The sequence below is a fragment of the Sphingobacterium sp. UME9 genome, assembly GCF_014170215.1.
Classification (GTDB): Bacteria; Bacteroidota; Bacteroidia; order Sphingobacteriales; family Sphingobacteriaceae; genus Sphingobacterium; species Sphingobacterium paramultivorum.
In genome coordinates this window covers 316,890-334,302 of record NZ_LZZP01000013.1, presented here as the reverse complement: position 1 = coordinate 334,302, position 17,413 = coordinate 316,890, and the positions used below count along the sequence as shown (strand labels likewise).

Here is a 17,413-nt window from a genome sequence, read left to right as displayed (position 1 = left end):
GGCTATTTATTTAGAAAGTAACGGAATTCAGCTTTTTATCAACCAAAATACCATCTATCGCTTTCAGATTGAAATTGACATTACGCTTTGCTTTCAATTTGATCTTAAATAAAACTTCAGATCCATTCAAAGTCTCCTTGTTGCCCAGATTAACAAAAGTAGCATACAGAGCCTTACTTCCATTGGTGTGAAGACGATCGTTGCTATAATTGTTCATCTCTTTTAAATGTAAGGACTCAATACCGACATATTCAAAATCGCCCTGATTGTAAGGAAGAGCAAAACTAAGTGCATTGACAGCTTTAAGATTCTCGCCACTAACACTGATCTCCACAATATCTCCCGATTTTAAGGTCGTTTTTGAAGGAATCAATTTTAATTTACCACTGACCTTTTCTTCTTTATTTGGTTTTGCACCACCTTCAATGACAACAGCAACATTGGAAATATCATAAGCGTCAATCAGATTATTTTTATTGACATCACCATTGCTGACATAACCTTCGAAATCTCCATCTCCCAGTCGCAATCCCGTGTAGTTAATATATGAAGTCAAGTCATTATGATCGATCAATCGGTCATTATTAATATCGCCCGGTAAGTAGCTTGACGATCCTGGTACTTTAAACACATATAATTCTCTTCCTGAACCGAAACCACCAACAGCTTCAGAAACTGAAATTTTGATAAATCGAGCCACCGGATGGGTTCCAAAATCAAAACGTTTCATTTCGCCATCACGTTTCCAGTCAAAACTACCAGCTTCCGTCCAGGTGTCCTTATCGTTGCTATAGAATACTTTTCCTTTTAAAATGATGCCATTTCCGCCATCGGTTCTTGGAAGATACTCAAACTTATCCAATTGATTAACGGATTTTAGATCTAAGGTCATATCAAACGGAACCGCAGTCTGTCCCCATTTTGTATGCCACATATCCCCCTCATCATAATTGAACAATTTATTGATACCATTTCCGCCTTGGTTATCCGCAGAAGTCTCTGCTTTGATTCCTTCGATGGCAAATTCCAATGGGTTTGCCTTTGTCTTTGCGGCAAATGTACTCCAATCTGAAACACCAGATTTATTGACAGCTCTAATTTTAAACTGGTAATCCGTTTCCGCGGCCAATCCTTCGAATAGCAATTGACTGTCTTTGATGGTCGAATAGATCAGATTATTGAATTCAATTTCATAATAATCAGCATTTGCAACCTTTTCCCAGGTTGGCGTTAAGGTATATGCTTGTGTATTTTGATCTGTGATAACAGCTTTGGGCGAAGTCAAAGCACCAGTCTGAGCCAGATAGTTGTCAGCAGGAGCATATTCGAAACCCTCCAATTGTACTTCTATTGCGGTCGATGAGACATCCTGTTTGGCTAGTCGCACCAGCAACATCGGATTTTTAACCAAAGGTACTTTTTCAAATTCAGATCCCTTGGTTGCAAACTGATTCAGGTTTGGTTGTGCGTCATAGAAATATACGTTTTCAGAAGTATTAAATGCATCTATGCTATTCACTTCTTTAAGTTTGCTATTTTTCCCATTGACCTTTACTGTCAATTTCTTCGGTGCTTTGCTAACGTTGAAACGAATTTCCGTAGACTTCATTTTCTCAAAACCGTCAAATTCGCCTTGCGTTGGAGCTATCGCAAAAACAACTCTATTGTTGTTTAACTGTGAAGTTATGGATGTATTTGCCCCCTTACCATAACGATAAGCCTCTGTCTTTCCATCATCATCATATTCCACGAAATTGGAGTTCCCATAAGGATACACCTCATAAATACGTTGATCTTTTTTGATTTCCAGTACATTATTATTTGGGTTGGTCACCGGAATAATGGCTCCATTTTTCACGAAAACAGGCAGCTTCCAAATAGGCACATTAAAGTTATTGATAATACGCCCTCCCTGGTATTTTTCACCCGTAAAATAATCAATCCATTCACCATCCGGCAGGTAGATACCATTGCGCATATCATTTCCTTTCTCATCCACACGTGTTTCCTGGTAAATTGGTGCTACAAGGAAATTTGGACCATAGAGGTACTGGTATTGCGTTGCCTTTCCAAGCGTATAACTATTTGCTTGCTCTAAAAACATAGCACGAATGATGGGCAGTCCATCTACTGCTTGTTTCGCAACACTATAACTATAGGGAACCAATTGAGATTTCAATTTCAGATACAGACGATTGATAGAAGTAGCCGGCTCACCCAAAGCATGTGGGTACTTCTCGTTCGATCCCCAGCCATCCATATTGAGTTCCATTGGTGTCCAGGTCTTCCATTGAAAATCACGAATATTGACCTTAAAGTTTTTACCACCAAAGATCCCGTCCATATCGGAGGTAATATTGGGCTGACCTGAAAGTCCCGAGCCGATATACGTTGGTATATGGAATCGAATGTACTCCCATACGCCTCCAGTCTGGTCGCCCGACCAGATACCGGCATAGCGCTGTGTACCTGCCCAACCATCCAATGAAATAATAAATGGACGAGCGTTGTTACCATAGTAAGGCATGGTATGTCCCACATCAGCGACCCCATTGAGACCGAAGGAGTATCCTGGACCAACCCAGGCCACATCCGTTTTTAGGACTCTTACACCCGCATCCCGAACCTCTTTTACAATATCACGTTGCAGTAATGCACTTATACTATCTTTCGGATGGAGATCGGACTGTGTCCATAAACCGATTTCTACACCATTCTTACGTGCATAATCACCAAACTCTTTCAAATTTTGGATATTTCCATCTAAAGATTCCGTTTGGCCATAGCCAGCACCATAGCCATCATTTGGAAGAATCCAGCCCAAAGGCATATCATGAGCCTTATAACGGTCTATTACTGCGCGAGCCGAAAATTGATAATTGTTTTTCTCACCGTTCAGCGATTCTTTGATTCCGCCATTGTCCTTTTGACTTTCTTTATAGCGTTTGCCGTCTTCAAATAGAATTCCCTTTTCATCTTCTTTCCAAAAATCGCGGTTATAGGCATTAAGATGCCCCTCATACAAACCAAATTTCGGTAGAAGAATTGGGTTGCCCGTCAATTGATAGAAATCATTGAGCAAAGGTACTATCCCGTCATTAATCATAAAAAAGACATCCAGATAATCTGTGTCATGCGCCAATTTTACTGTCCCAGGGGTTTTGGCTCCAAAGGCATAACTTCCCTTTTTAAAGGTATGCCACATAAAACCATACCCTTTGGTTGACCAGTAATAAGGGGTTGGAGAGGCAACACCACCATCGGTCCAGCTGTTCTGATTTTCGATTGCAACCACTTTTCCCTTATGTGAAAAACGCCCATTTTGAACGCCGCCACCAAAAAAGTATTCATCTGCATTTTCCTTCAATTCAACGCTAACTTGTTTCTCTTCGAAAACAATCGGCTTTAAGCTTTCAACTACAATTTTATTGCTTTTCCGATTGAGGATACTAAACTGTGAAGTCTGTTTATCCATTGAAAAAAGAATATCGTTAGTGGAGATACTGACCTTATTACCTTCATCCTTTACTTCGAGCCCAGTGACCGTTTTCCGAGGTTGCTCTACCAATATTTTTGCTTCGGGTTTTGCTTCGGGATCACGGATAATACCGCCATGAACATCCTGGAACATCCTAAAAATATGATTACCGTAGAAATCTAAAGTCAGACGTTGACCATTATCGTATACAATCTCGACTGTTGTCGGATTAATTTTCTGAATCGTGATAATACGGTTGCCTTGATCGCGACCTATTGTATTATAATAATTGATCGTACTTACTTTAGCGTCAACTCGAGAGGGTTGAAAAATAAAAGGAGAAGCCAATCCCATCAGTAAACTGACTTGTGCTTTTGTGCTCCAAAAAGATATCTTCATGCGTATGATTTATAATGCATTAAATTAACATAACAATAATACAATAGTAAATCGAAGTAAAAAAGGGATTATGGAATGCAAACGATTGTCCAATAATAATGTTGCAGGCTAGCCAACCTATTGTAAGCCTTTCATCGCAAAAGGAACGTTTACTTCCATTTGGCTTATGAAATGAGCGGGATGATGAATGCATTGTAAAACCGGAGGGACTGTTACAGCGTAGTTGCAGGACAATGAGAGTTGCGCAACAACTGCCGACGGTCCTATGCTGCGATAACCAATATGCGGAGGATAGGCAATAGCCTGTACATGGAAATACGGAAGTACTTAAACGAAAGAAGCCCTTGACTGTTTCCAGCAAGGGCTTCCGTGTAAAAAAAGGCACCGACCTACTCTCCCACCTGTTACGGCAATACCATCGGCTCTGGCGGGCTTGACTGCTCTGTTCGGAATGGGAAGAGGTAGACACCGCCGATATAGGCACCTAAAAATCTTTATTGGTTGATCTATGATATTCATATCACGTTCATGCCAACTGACATAGCTATTGAAAGAGCTTCGTTTCTGTTTGTTTCAAAAATTAAAGAGGAAGACAACAGTGTCTGTCTGCTTGAGAAAGCTTCGGGCTATTAGTACCACTTGGTAGCGTAGCAACGGCACAGGCGCAGCTTTTGCCAGGGTTTGAGGTGGGTGTAAAAGGAGGCTTGAACTTCTCTAAACTTAAAAGCGATGGAAAATATTTCAATTCTGACACGAAAGCAGGCTACCAAGCAGGTCTTTATGGACGTGTTGGTGTATTGGGATTCCATATTCAGCCGGAGGTTTATTTAACAGGTAAAAACACCACTGTGAAAGGTCAAGGAGAAGACGGGGCTTCAACGACTACCGATGTTAAGTTTACCACAGTTGATATTCCTGTATTATTAGGCAAGCGTTTTGGCTTGGGTCCAATCGGGGCGAGAATCCAAACCGGTCCAATTTTCTCATTTAAAGTAGATGATAATCAGCCCAAGATGATTGACCAATTGAATCCAGGTAACTACAAAAAAAGTGGTACAGCTTGGGCTTTTGGTGTAGGTGCTGATGTTTCAAGCTTACGTGTAGACCTACGTTACGAAATGGGCTTGAACAAGGTCAACAACGAAAGTCAGGCAAATCCCAAAATCAACATGTGGAGTATCGGTTTAGGCTATAGATTATTCAGTATCCTATAGTTCTTTAAACCTTGTTCATATACTGTTTAAAAGTCCGTTTTTATTCAAAACGGACTTTTTATTTCAATAAACTTTAGAACCGTTCTAAATTATTGCTTTTTCTTGTCAAAATGGTATCATATTTAATAGCAAATAGTAGATTTGCCTAATTCAAATTAAATTACAAGGATAATGAGTAAATCAAAGCCAGTTTTCAGTTCTTCGATTGGGAAGAAGCTAATCATGAGCTTAACAGGAATCTTCCTATGTTTATTCCTAGTTGTTCACTTGGTTGGTAACTTGCAATTATTTAAAGATGATGCGGGTCTAGCGTTCAACAAGTACGCCTATTTTATGACTCACTTTACACCAATCAAAGTTGTTTCTTACTTATTGTATGCTTCGGTAATTGTTCACGTCATCTACGCTATTACATTGTCGATGAAAAACAAGGCCGCTCGTCCTATTGGTTATGCCAAATATGATGGTCAAGCAAACAGCAAGTGGAATTCACGCAACATGGGTATCTTAGGTACTGTCATTTTAGTATTCTTAGCTACGCACATGTCTAATTTTTGGTGGAAGTTTCACAATGATGAAGTGCCGTACATCGAATACCGTACTGATTTGGCAACTGGACAAACCACAGCGAGAGAACTTCAAGCTTCTGAATTCCACGACTACCAAGAAACGGTAGAAAACAATGTTCAAATCTTAAAAGCGAGAGATTTGTACAAGCAAGTTGACTTTGCATTCAAAAATGTTGCATTGGTAGCTTTGTATGTTATTGCGATGGCAGCTTTGGCATTCCACTTAATTCATGGTTTCCAATCTGCATTCCAAACTTTAGGTTTTAACCACAGAAGATATATTGGAATCATCAGAGCAATCGGTGTTTGGGTATTTGGGGTATTAATTCCAATTGGCTTTGCAATAATGCCATTGTTTTTCTTCTTTAAATAATTCAGAATCTTTTAAGATAAAGCTCAGGCTTTATCGATCAATATAAAATTAAGAGATATGTTAGATTCAAAAGTACCAGCGGGCCCATTAGCCCAAAAGTGGTCAAATTATAAATTTAATCTTAAGTTGGTTAACCCTGCTAACAAACGTAAATTTACTGTTATTGTTGTTGGTACAGGTCTTGCTGGTGCATCTGCAGCGGCATCTTTAGCCGAATTAGGATATAATGTAATTACCTTCTGTTACCAAGATTCACCTCGTCGTGCGCACTCTATTGCGGCACAAGGTGGTATTAACGCAGCAAAAAGCTACCAAAACGACGGAGACTCTGTTTTCCGTTTATTCTACGATACAATCAAAGGTGGTGACTACCGCTCACGTGAGGCAAACGTTTACCGTTTGGCAGAAGTATCTGTCAACATCATTGACCAATGTGTTGCTCAAGGTGTTCCATTTGCACGTGAATACGGAGGTCTATTGGACAACCGTTCTTTCGGTGGTGCGCAAGTTAGCCGTACCTTCTATGCACGCGGTCAAACGGGACAACAATTGTTGTTGGGCGCTTATTCAGCGTTAAACCGTCAAATCAAAAAAGGAAAAGTAAAATCGTATACTCGTCATGAGATGTTGGACTTAGTAATGATCGATGGTCATGCTAAAGGTATCGTAACACGTGACTTGGTATCCGGTAAAGTTGAAACACATGCTGCACACGCAGTATTGATGTGTACTGGTGGATACGGTAACGTATTCTTCTTGTCTACAAATGCAATGGGTTGTAACGTTACAGCAGCTTGGAGAGCACACAAACGTGGGGCTTACTTTGCTAACCCTTGTTACACACAAATTCACCCAACTTGTATCCCTGTAACAGGAGATCACCAATCTAAATTGACATTGATGTCAGAGTCTTTACGTAATGATGGTCGTGTATGGGTTCCTAAAACTCAGGAAATGGCTGAAAGATTACGTAAAGGTGAGATCAAAGCCAACGATATCAAAGAAGACGACAGAGATTATTTCTTGGAGCGTAAATACCCTTCATTCGGTAACTTGGTACCACGTGACGTGGCATCCCGTAATGCAAAAGAAGCCGTTGATGATGGTCGTGGGGTTGGTAAAACTGGTTTCGCAGTATTCTTGGATTTCAAAGAAGCTATCGGCCGTTTAGGCGAAGATGCTGTACGTGCTAAGTACGGTAACTTATTTGACATGTACTATCAAATCACTGACGAGAACCCTTATAAACAACCAATGCGTATCTACCCAGCTGTTCACTACACAATGGGTGGTGTATGGGTTGATTACAACTTGATGACTACAATCCCTGGTTTGTATGCTTTGGGTGAGTGTAACTTCTCTGACCACGGTGCAAACCGCTTAGGTGCTTCGGCATTGATGCAAGGTCTTGCCGACGGTTATTTCGTAATCCCTTACACTGTGGGTGATTACTTAGCTAAATTAGGCTCATTTGCACCAGTAGATCATAGCCACCCAGCTTTCGAAGCTACGCGTAAGGAAGTTGAAGGCAAAATCAACAAATTATTGTCTTTAAACGGTACAGAAACTGTTGATGATATCCACAAAAAACTAGGTCTCATCATGTGGGAATATTGTGGTATGGCTCGTACGGCTGAAGGATTACAAAAAGCACAAGGTTTGATTCAAGAGTTGAAAAAAGAATTCTGGACAAACGTTAGAGTTCTTGGGGAAAACGAAGAATTAAATCTTTCTTTAGAAAAAGCTGGTCGCGTAGCTGACTTCTTAGAATTGGGTGAGTTAATGGTTGTTGATGCATTGCAACGCGCTGAGTCTTGTGGTGGTCACTTCCGTCTGGAAAGCCAAACTGAAGAAGGTGAAGCAAAACGTAACGATGATGAATTCGCATATGTATCTGCTTGGGAATACAAAGGAGACAATGTACCTGAGGAATTACACAAGGAAGACTTGGTATTCGAGAACGTTCAGTTAACACAAAGAAGTTATAAATAAGAAGGAAAATTATCATGGCACAACATATGAATTTAACGCTGAAAGTTTGGCGTCAAAAAAATGATAAAGATAAAGGTCAATTTGTAACTTATCAGGCAAACGATATCGCTGATGATATGTCTTTCTTAGAGATGCTTGATATTGTCAATGAAGAATTGACTCGTAAAGGAGAAGATCCTGTATATTTCGATCACGACTGTCGTGAAGGTATCTGCGGGATGTGTTCATTAGTAATCAACGGTCGCCCTCATGGTCCTAAAGAAGGTACGACAACATGTCAATTGCACATGCGTAGCTTCCACGATGGACAAACTATCGTGATTGAACCTTGGAGAGCTGCTGCATTCCCTGTCTTGAAAGACCTTGCAACAGACCGTACGGCATTTGACCGCATTCAACAAGCGGGCGGATATGTAAATGTCAATACAGGTGGTGTTCCTGATGCCAATGTTATTCCGATCCCTAAACGTATTGCTGACGAAGCATTCGAATCGGCTACATGTATCGGTTGTGGTGCTTGTGTTGCAGCATGTAAAAATGCTTCTGCAATGTTATTTGTGTCTGCAAAAGTATCTCAATTTGCCTTATTACCTCAAGGCCAAACTGAGCGTTACGAACGTGCACAGGCAATGGTAGATCAAATGGATGCAGAAGGTTTTGGTAACTGTACGAACACTGGAGCTTGCGAAGCAGAATGTCCTGTTGGTATCAAATTAACAAACATTGCTCGTCTAAACCGCGAGTATTTGACTGCCAAAATCTTCCGTCAAGAAGAACCACACGTTTAATTAGCGTATTAAATCCTTCATGTTTTCGCTAGCATCAACAGCTAAAGAAATCTAATGAAGATTCTTTCTGGTCCATGAAAATAGGTAGTTCAGAAAAATAATATAAAAGTCCTTGCCCTAAGAAAGCAAGGACTTTTTTTTATATTTACAATAATGTAAATTGACGAACGTGAATTCTGGTATAAAAATTCGATTACTCCTACTTATCTTGACTTTATGCTTTATAGGAACAGCTATCACCATTAAAGAATCTGTTACCAATAAGGAAATACTAGACATTGATACAAAATCACTCAATGATTATATCGCTCAACAAGAGAAAAAAGTCGACCGAATTTTCAATGATTCACTCCTACTCAAAACATTTAAAAACTACGATCAGTATCCGATAGCAGTTTATCAGGCATTTGAAAAGTTTAAAACCAATGAGAAGGTTTATTTATTTCTCTTTAAGGACCATGAACCGAAGATGTGGAGCACGCATCTATTTGTACCTATTACAGATCAGGGATTTCCAGAAAAATCCAATTTTATTCAGGATGATAACCGTTCTTACGTTGTTCGAAAAAAAACAATTGGCAATATCAGTATACTCGCCTATATTATTGTAAAAGGCTATACAAATAACAACAACCCCTATTTAAATAGCTCTTTGCGGAGAAACTTCTTCGACACCAGAAATATTGACATTGCCTCCTATACAGACACGGTCACCATTAAAAATATCTATAGCAATGAGGGGTCTTATCTGTTCTCCGTTAAGCTGAAAGATGGAGAGCATGAAAATGCCTATACAATTTTGCAATTCTTCTGCTGGCTACTTGCCTGGATCGCATTACTGATCTTCTTCAATAGCCTCTGCTTACATATGGCCAAGACAGGACGGGCCTGGTGGTCTGCAATCCTGCTGTTATCGATATTTAGCCTTGTCAAATTTGCTGATCTTAAATGGAATCTGCTGTCCGAAAATGCGACATTTTCAATTTTCGACTCGCGTAATTATGCTTACAACCGTTTCTTCCCCAATATATGGTCCGTGATGTCCACCACAATATTGGTGCTATGGCTAATTCTGTTCATTTATTCAATTCGCAAAGAGCTCAATTTCGACAAGATAAAAAACATCCGGCTCTTTAGAATTCCTATTGCAATCGGATTTATTCTGAGTATATATCTGTCGTTCGGTCTGTTATATGATATCGCCGGTACATTGATTACCCACTCCAACAATATCTATTTTGATTTTACAAAACTCGTCGATTTACATTTTTTAAGCTGGGTAGACCTCGGCATTGTTGGCATGGGTATTTTGGCCTTAAGTATCTACATTGATCTTGTACTCTTTTTCCTTAAAAAATTAGAATTAAAACCGACGCAGCTACTCAACATTCAACTGGCATGTGTCATCTTTGTCATTCTGATCATTTCCTTCTATATAGAGAAAAATAGCCTAGTCAACTTGCTACTCGCACTGATCATTCTCATTAAGTCATTTGGAGAGAAGTATTTCGACCGACATATATTAACAAATTATATCGCCGTACTGATACTTTGGGCAATCATAAGTGCGATCACGCACGCACGTTTCTATCAGGAACGGAACTTAATCGACATGAAAATCTTGTTGAGTAATCTACAATCAGAAGATGATGTCAATGCTGTTTCATTATTCTCTGATATTGAAAGCAGCATAGCAAACGATCAAGAATTAAAACACTTATTTAATATCAGCCTTCCCTATACCAATACAGAGGGGATCAACGATTTTATCAAGAAAAAGTACTTTAGCGGCTATCTTTCCAAGTATGAGTTCAAAGCATATTATTATGATCAAAATAATATTCCGCTCAATCCGGCCAGTCAGAATAAGATCAATGAATATCGAGAAAAGGTAATCAACAAATCGATAAAAGTCACGCAGAACTTCTACCGTGCAAGTGCGGAACTAGGTACGCATGAATACTTCTCCATCATTCCTGTCACTATTGACCAAAATAGGATTGTCAATGTCATCATCAATCTTTCCAATAAAGACTTTAGTTACACGGTTCCCTATCCCGAAATCCTCACCGATATGCGGATCAACAATTCGCAATATTATAATAAAGGGGATTATTCGATAGCCCTTTATAAAGGAGGTTCTTTAATAACACAGTTTGGGAAATATACCTACGAGAACAATTTAAGAGGGCTGAAAGGTGTTCCAGGAGAATATATTCAAGTACTGGACCGTGATGCATATCTACATATGGCTTATGTTGCCAATAAATTCTCAACATATGTTATCAGTAAACAAAAACCTTCTTTTTGGGATTATCTAGCGACTACGTCATTTCTGTTCCTGGTATTTTTTATGATTTTCATGTTTTTCCATTTCATAAAATCATTCTATATCTTTCTTAAGAATACCAAGCTAACTTTCCGTAATTTAAAATATCAGTTCTACAAAATAGTAAACAAAATACAGTACTCTACACGTATTCAGACCTCCATTATCTCATCGGTAATACTGGCGATCCTCATATCGGCGGTAATTTCGTATATAAGTATCAACAAGCAGCTTTATAATAACAATAAAGCAAGCAAGGAACGTTTTATTATCGAACTAGGCAAACGGATGGAAAATATGTTGACGTACACGGATGAAACATCCACCGAGACGCAGCTTATCAGCATGCTCAAGACATTGTCTGAAACAATTTCCAAAGACTTCAATCTTTATTCCAAATCAGGCCGCCTACTTTATAGCTCTCAGCGTAGGATTTATGACTTGGAGCTATTCTCTACCTTCATTAATCCGGCCGCACTGAAGAATCTTTCTATCTTAAAAAAATCAGAGACGATTGAAGATGAGCGTATAGGTACTTTTCAATTTGAGACCAGTTATGCCACCATCAGGGACAAAAACTATAATACACTGGCTTATATAGGTATACCAAACTTCTCGCTTCAGAAGGAAGAAAACATCAATAAGAATCTTCTTTTAAATACAATAGTGAACATTTATTCGCTGATCATCATAGGCTTTGGTTTTTATGCGACATTTGTGGCCAACAGTGTCACCAATCCATTGAGCATCATCAGTAAGAAGATCTCACAACTACGCCTGGGACAACCCAACGAGCCTCTGTTTTGGCAACGAAATGATGAAATAGGTACATTGATCAAAGAATATAATCTCATGATCATAAAACTTGAGGACTATGCCAATAAAATCAAAGATACTGAGCGAGAATCCACTTGGCGCGAGATGGCTCAACAGATAGCCCATGAAATCAAAAATCCGCTGACACCAATGAAATTAGGCATTCAGCAACTCCGTAGATCGTACAAAGATGAGGACCCTAAATTTCCGGATCGCTTCAATAAATTCTCCACTTCATTTATCGAACAAATCGATGCATTGACACATATTGCCTCAGAATTTTCGCACTTCGCAAAATTCCCAAATACGGTAATGGAAAACATCAATATTGTAGAAAAAATAACAAAGTCCATTTCCTTGTACAACAATACACCAAATGTAAGTATTCGTCTCATTAACAATGCTGATCACAAAACCCTTATTGTCAAGGCTGATGGTAATGAGCTATTGAGAACCTTCAATAATTTAATAAAAAATGCAATTGAAGGCGGTTATGGACGAAAAAACATGAAGATCGAGATTTCCATTGAACGCTACTCAGACAAATTTGTCAAGATAGACATCAAAGACAATGGTTATGGAATTCCCAAAGAGATGCAGGATAAAATTTTCCAGATTAATTTCACGACAAAGAGTTCAGGAAACGGTTTAGGGCTAGTTCTTGTCAAAAAAACAATTGAAGCCAGTAATGGGCAAATTTATTTTGAGACTGTAGAAGGCGAAGGTACGACGTTTCATATACTGCTTCCTTTGCAACAGGTAGAGTCTTAATATGTGCAGATAACAATCAACAAAAATAAGACATCGAAGAAAGCGTATATGAAACCTATCTCCAGTATATCTAATAAGGACCTGCCGCTCCATTTGTGTAAAGAAGGGGCCGTCATGCCAACTAATGTAAATAAAAATATAGCGTTCAATTAGGGCACCTCATAACTCAAACACTGATAGCATAAAACTAACCAGTTAATGGATAGCCTTATTCTTTTGTTTTAAGGATCAGTATAACAAGAACAGTATACTATAAACAAAAAAGCTCTTTGCATGACTGCAAAGAGCTTTTTTGTTTATAGCCTATTTATTTTTAACGCAATACAACAGTAGATCGTCCCATAATTGCATTATCTTCATATAACAAAATCGTATAGGCCCCTTTCGAGAATCCTTCCTCTGCTGCCCAATAGACGATATAATCTTCACCTTTGTTGGTAAATAAAATATTGTGTTTAAAAGTATATTGTAATTTCTCGCCATGCACATAGAAAATATTATCACCTTGCACGACCAGATTTCCCTGTGGATCTATAATTCTGACATAGATATCACGTTCTCCATTTTTTGCTAAGGGGTTATCAGCAATGGTAAAATTGATTTTTAACTTATCAATTTTTTTAGCACGTTCCTCCACAAATTCCTTTCCATTCTTTTTGACTTCAAGGCCATTTATACTGATGCTTGAAACCTTTAATGCTGAAGCAGTCGCAACCTTCTCTTTCAGATCCGAATTTGATGTAACTAATGAAGTAATCTGTTTTTCTTTTTCGACAACAGATTCGCTCAAGTTGGAGTTTTGCTTCGATAAAATCTGATTTTCCTGAATCAGCCGCTGCACATTTACACGATAAGTATCCACCTGCTTCTTAAGCTGATTGATCTTGTGCTGTGCTTCATCGATATCTTTTGGAGTAATACTCTTATTTTCAAGTTTTTTACGAAGCTCTGCGATCTCAGCTCTGGAATCATCCTTCTGCACGGACATCTCTGGAGTCAATTGGACATTTTCTACATCAATTTTATCCAATTCAGCTTCAATACGATCGATTTGTACCTGCAAATTTTCTTTTTCCACTGTAAGTGTATAGACCTTTTCACCATTGGTCTTAAACTTGACATAAAAATATATGTTCGTTGCAAGTAATGCTGCTATCGCAATGATAAAGAAATAAATCTTCGAAGAATCTTTCTTCTTTTCTTCTTCTTTCTTACTCGAAACAACTTCTGAATTTATCATAATATACTGTCATATTCATAGGTATAAATCTATAAATTTATACTATTGAATGTTTAAACAAAAATTATTCCAGTTTTATTTTTTATTATCAATTATGAATTATTCAAAATAATTCAAGGTCTCAAATCCGCCTTGTTTTAAGTATTCTTCCTTTCTCATCAGGTGAAGATCGGATTGTACCATATCTGTTACCAACATCTGAAGATCATATTTTGGCGTCCATCCAAGTTTTGTATTTGCTTTAGTCGGATCACCAATAAGTAAATCGACTTCAGTTGGTCTATAATATGCTGGATCAACTTTGACAACAGTCTGACCGAATTTAATCAGCGACTTATCAATATTTAACTGGGCTAGGCGCTCCTCGTCAATATCGATAATTACCCCCTTCTCCTGCTCTCCCTTTCCACTGAACTCAATCTCGATTCCCAATTCTGCAAAAGCCATGCGAACAAAGTCCCTTACAGTTGTTGTCACACCTGTAGCAATCACAAAATCTTCTGCGGTTTCTTGTTGTAGAATCAACCACATTGCTTCTACATAATCTTTGGCGTGCCCCCAGTCGCGTTGTGCCGACAGATTACCAAGATATAATTTATCCTGTAGCCCTAGCGCGATTTTTGCTACAGCTCTGGTAATTTTACGTGTCACAAAAGTCTCTCCCCTTACAGGGCTCTCGTGATTAAATAAAATTCCATTACAGGCATACATCTTATAGGCTTCACGATAATTGACAGTAATCCAATAACCGTACATTTTTGCTACAGCATAAGGACTTCGCGGATAAAAAGGTGTTGTTTCACTTTGTGGAACCGCTTGCACCAATCCATACAGCTCGGAAGTAGAAGCCTGATAGATACGGGTTTTCTCAATCATTCCCAATAATCTGACTGCTTCAAGAATCCGCAAGGTACCGATACCATCGGCATTTGCAGTATACTCCGGCGTATCAAAACTAACTTTTACGTGAGATTGCGCCGCAAGATTGTAAATCTCGTCAGGCTGTGTTTCCTGTATAATACGGATTAAGTTGGTTGAATCCGTCAAATCACCAAAATGCAATGTGAAATTTCTATTGTCAAGATGGGGATCTTGATAAAGATGATCAATACGATCTGTATTGAATAAAGAACTGCGACGCTTTAAACCGTGTACTTTGTAACCTTTCTTCAATAGGAATTCTGCTAGATAGGCACCATCTTGTCCTGTTATACCTGTTATTAAAGCAGTTTTCGTGTTTTGTTCAGCCATGTTTCTCTCTAGATTAAGCAATACCTGACGAAATCGTTAGGTATATATCCCATTTTCATACTTAAAATAAGCTTATCCGCCCACAAGATTATCATGCATAGTTGGCTTTTTCACTGTATCGGTAAATTCCGCAGCCTATGGCACAAATAAATCATAATGAATTGGGAGTGTAAAAGTATTAAATTTTAAACAAAAAAAGCCATAGGAATTCCTATAGCTTTCTGTTATTCTTCTTTTATCGTTTACGTTTAGTTCGAACGCGTAAAATTAAACACTAAATAGGCTTCTCCGTTAGCAACAGTCAATGGCATGCGCATAACTAATTTATTCCCATCCGAATAAGATAAATCCAAACGGTAACCTGTTGTTACGTTCTTCGCCTTATCGCCTGCATAAATCTTTTTAAATTGAAACTGAGGTTCTCCTAAGCCTTTTCCAGGGTTATAGATAGACCAAAAGATCTCACGTGATGCACCCGGAGCACATAAAGTTCCTTGCGCATTAAAAGTAATAGATCCTTTACCATTTCCAATAAAATTCCATGTACTACCTACGAAACATTCTGCAGGAGCCTCTTCAAATACACTTTTAATCGTGAATGAAGAAGGTAAATTCTCTCTATCGATTGTATTCAATGTCCACGTTCCTTTTACAGCGGATTTCCAATCCGAAGCGCTAGGACCAGAAGCTGCACTCGTATTGGAAGAAGGATTTCCAGTTGATGTACCTTGCTTTTGTGCTCCACAAGAAAATAAGGTCACCGTAGCAAAAACTGTTGCTAATGATAAAACGAATCGATTCATATGTATAAATTTTAATTTCAAATTGTATTTTTGGGGTAAATTAATCCACAAATCATGAAGATTACAGCCAAAAATCATACCATAAGCAAAATAATCGCAAAAACGCTGTTAAGGTTATTTATCATTTTATTGGCCTTTGCTTCTTATCCGCTTTTTTTAGGACAGGAAGCAAAAAGCAAATTGAATCAAATCAGCCTTGCATTTACCAATAAGATCGCGCTTGTCGCTCCTATTTTATTATTTTGCTTCATCATTGGATTGATGATCGCTGTGCTCAAGCACAAATATAACAGAATTGACCTAAATTGGCTATTTTCTCTTGCTACTATCTTTGGTATTTTATATTTGATATTATTGTATTCAAGAATTTACCCAACGATCGCTTAAGCACAATTGCACAATTCGACAAAGTTTCTAACTTTGGATTCGCCAAATCGCTAATTACAGCTGAACAAGATTGGACGTATAATTTCTATGGATAAAAAAAAGGGGCTCAAAATAGCCAAAAATATAGCAAAGATCGTTGTTACTGTGGGAGCCTTATATTGGGTATTCAGCAAGGTATCTCTAAAGGATCTGAAAGAAGCTGTCATCAATTCCAATCCGCTCTATCTATTCTTTGCTTTAGTCGCTTATAGTATCTCCATTTTTATTTCCTCTTCGCGTTTATTAACCTTTTTAAAGGCAATCGGTCTGGATGTCACGGAAAAATATAATTTGAAATTGTACCAACTTGGCCTATTTTATAACCTCATTCTACCTGGGGGTGTTGGCGGAGATGGATATAAGATATTTTTCCTCAGGAAAAGATTCAATATTAAAGGAAGAAAATTATTCACGGCCCTATTTTTAGACAGATTAAGCGGCCTATGGGCACTGTGCCTTATCATTGCAGCGCTGGTTACCTATATGCCACAGCTAGGGATTCCAAACTATCTTACCATCATTTTATTTATTATAGGGAGCGTTCTCTATTACTTTATCGTAACCAAGTTCTTTAAGGAATACAAAGCAACATTTCTAAGAGCACATTTAAAGGCTATTGGTGTACAATCAATGCAGGTTCTCGCAGCAATCCTCATTCTTTATGCCTTAGGTTTTAGCGGTAAGTTCTCTCCGTACCTATTTCTATTCCTTGCATCTTCTTTGGTTTCAATCATTCCGTTTTCTGTTGGGGGATTGGGCATGCGTGAACTTGTGATTATGTGGGGAGCTGGCATATTCCAGGTAGACTCTCACAATGCGGTTTTGATCACATTGTTATTTTATATTATTTCCGCTCTCGTTGCTCTTTCGGGGATTTACTTTATCTTTCATCCGCAAGCAATTGGCGAGGACAAATTACCTTCCGCAGAAGAAGTTGAACAAAGTCAAAAACTAGAAGAATAAA

9 protein-coding genes, 1 rRNA gene and 1 pseudogene are annotated in these 17,413 nt (G+C 38.5%); 6 read left to right on the top strand and 5 right to left on the bottom strand.

All coding sequences use genetic code 11. The features are described 5' to 3' along the window. Window positions 1-10 precede the first annotated feature (10 nt). Window positions 11-3,877, bottom strand: coding sequence for a TIM-barrel domain-containing protein (locus A9970_RS20480; RefSeq protein ID WP_182983494.1), 3,867 nt, complete (start codon window positions 3,875-3,877; stop codon window positions 11-13). A 376-nt stretch (window positions 3,878-4,253) separates the two neighbouring features. Further along, window positions 4,254-4,365: ribosomal RNA gene (gene rrf / locus A9970_RS20475) — 5S ribosomal RNA — on the bottom strand. A gap of 150 nt (window positions 4,366-4,515) precedes the next feature. Here rrf and A9970_RS20470 point away from each other — a divergent pair. From A9970_RS20470 to A9970_RS28950, 5 genes and pseudogenes are all read left to right on the top strand, one after another. Then, window positions 4,516-5,091 (top strand): annotated as a pseudogene (locus A9970_RS20470) (porin family protein); the annotation flags it as partial. A gap of 171 nt (window positions 5,092-5,262) precedes the next feature. Beyond that, on the top strand, window positions 5,263-6,033 hold the full coding sequence (locus A9970_RS20465; RefSeq protein ID WP_046674909.1) for a succinate dehydrogenase cytochrome b subunit: 771 nt from the start codon (window positions 5,263-5,265) through the stop codon (window positions 6,031-6,033). Between the two features lie 57 nt (window positions 6,034-6,090). Next, window positions 6,091-8,025, top strand: coding sequence for a fumarate reductase/succinate dehydrogenase flavoprotein subunit (locus A9970_RS20460; RefSeq protein ID WP_153848171.1), 1,935 nt, complete (start codon window positions 6,091-6,093; stop codon window positions 8,023-8,025). A 14-nt stretch (window positions 8,026-8,039) separates the two neighbouring features. Then, window positions 8,040-8,813, top strand: coding sequence for a succinate dehydrogenase/fumarate reductase iron-sulfur subunit (locus tag A9970_RS20455; RefSeq protein ID WP_182330307.1), 774 nt, complete (start codon window positions 8,040-8,042; stop codon window positions 8,811-8,813). A 169-nt stretch (window positions 8,814-8,982) separates the two neighbouring features. Further along, a complete protein-coding gene (locus A9970_RS28950) occupies window positions 8,983-12,729 on the top strand; it encodes a HAMP domain-containing sensor histidine kinase (RefSeq protein ID WP_153848172.1) in 3,747 nt (1,248 codons plus the stop codon). Between the two features lie 313 nt (window positions 12,730-13,042). Here the strand turns inward: A9970_RS28950 and A9970_RS20445 are convergent, their stop codons facing one another. The 3 genes from A9970_RS20445 to A9970_RS20435 form a co-directional block, all read right to left on the bottom strand. Then, window positions 13,043-13,969: a hypothetical protein gene (locus A9970_RS20445; protein WP_153848173.1), complete on the bottom strand. Its 927-nt coding sequence runs from the start codon at window positions 13,967-13,969 to the stop codon at window positions 13,043-13,045. Window positions 13,970-14,068: 99 nt separating this feature from the next. Then, entirely contained in the window at window positions 14,069-15,220 is a 1,152-nt protein-coding gene (gmd, locus tag A9970_RS20440; protein ID WP_046674906.1) for a GDP-mannose 4,6-dehydratase, read from the bottom strand. A 248-nt stretch (window positions 15,221-15,468) separates the two neighbouring features. After that, on the bottom strand, window positions 15,469-16,023 hold the full coding sequence (locus A9970_RS20435) for a lipocalin family protein (protein ID WP_046674905.1): 555 nt from the start codon (window positions 16,021-16,023) through the stop codon (window positions 15,469-15,471). A gap of 474 nt (window positions 16,024-16,497) precedes the next feature. Here A9970_RS20435 and A9970_RS20430 point away from each other — a divergent pair, with 474 nt between their 5' ends. Next, window positions 16,498-17,412: a lysylphosphatidylglycerol synthase transmembrane domain-containing protein gene (locus A9970_RS20430; RefSeq protein ID WP_075990891.1), complete on the top strand. Its 915-nt coding sequence runs from the start codon at window positions 16,498-16,500 to the stop codon at window positions 17,410-17,412. Window position 17,413: the final 1 nt, after the last annotated feature.

What these genes read in the sequence shown, in the direction of transcription:
- A9970_RS20445 (WP_153848173.1), bottom strand. Translation starts at nt 13,969, where the DNA reads ATGATAAATTCAGAAGTTGTTTCGAGTAAGAAAGAAGAAGAAAAGAAG.
- gmd (WP_046674906.1), bottom strand. Translation starts at nt 15,220, where the DNA reads ATGGCTGAACAAAACACGAAAACTGCTTTAATAACAGGTATAACAGGA.
- A9970_RS20480 (WP_182983494.1), bottom strand. Translation starts at nt 3,877, where the DNA reads ATGAAGATATCTTTTTGGAGCACAAAAGCACAAGTCAGTTTACTGATG.
- A9970_RS20460 (WP_153848171.1), top strand. Translation starts at nt 6,091, where the DNA reads ATGTTAGATTCAAAAGTACCAGCGGGCCCATTAGCCCAAAAGTGGTCA.
- A9970_RS20465 (WP_046674909.1), top strand. Translation starts at nt 5,263, where the DNA reads ATGAGTAAATCAAAGCCAGTTTTCAGTTCTTCGATTGGGAAGAAGCTA.
- A9970_RS20455 (WP_182330307.1), top strand. Translation starts at nt 8,040, where the DNA reads ATGGCACAACATATGAATTTAACGCTGAAAGTTTGGCGTCAAAAAAAT.
- A9970_RS20435 (WP_046674905.1), bottom strand. Translation starts at nt 16,023, where the DNA reads ATGAATCGATTCGTTTTATCATTAGCAACAGTTTTTGCTACGGTGACC.
- A9970_RS20430 (WP_075990891.1), top strand. Translation starts at nt 16,498, where the DNA reads ATGGATAAAAAAAAGGGGCTCAAAATAGCCAAAAATATAGCAAAGATC.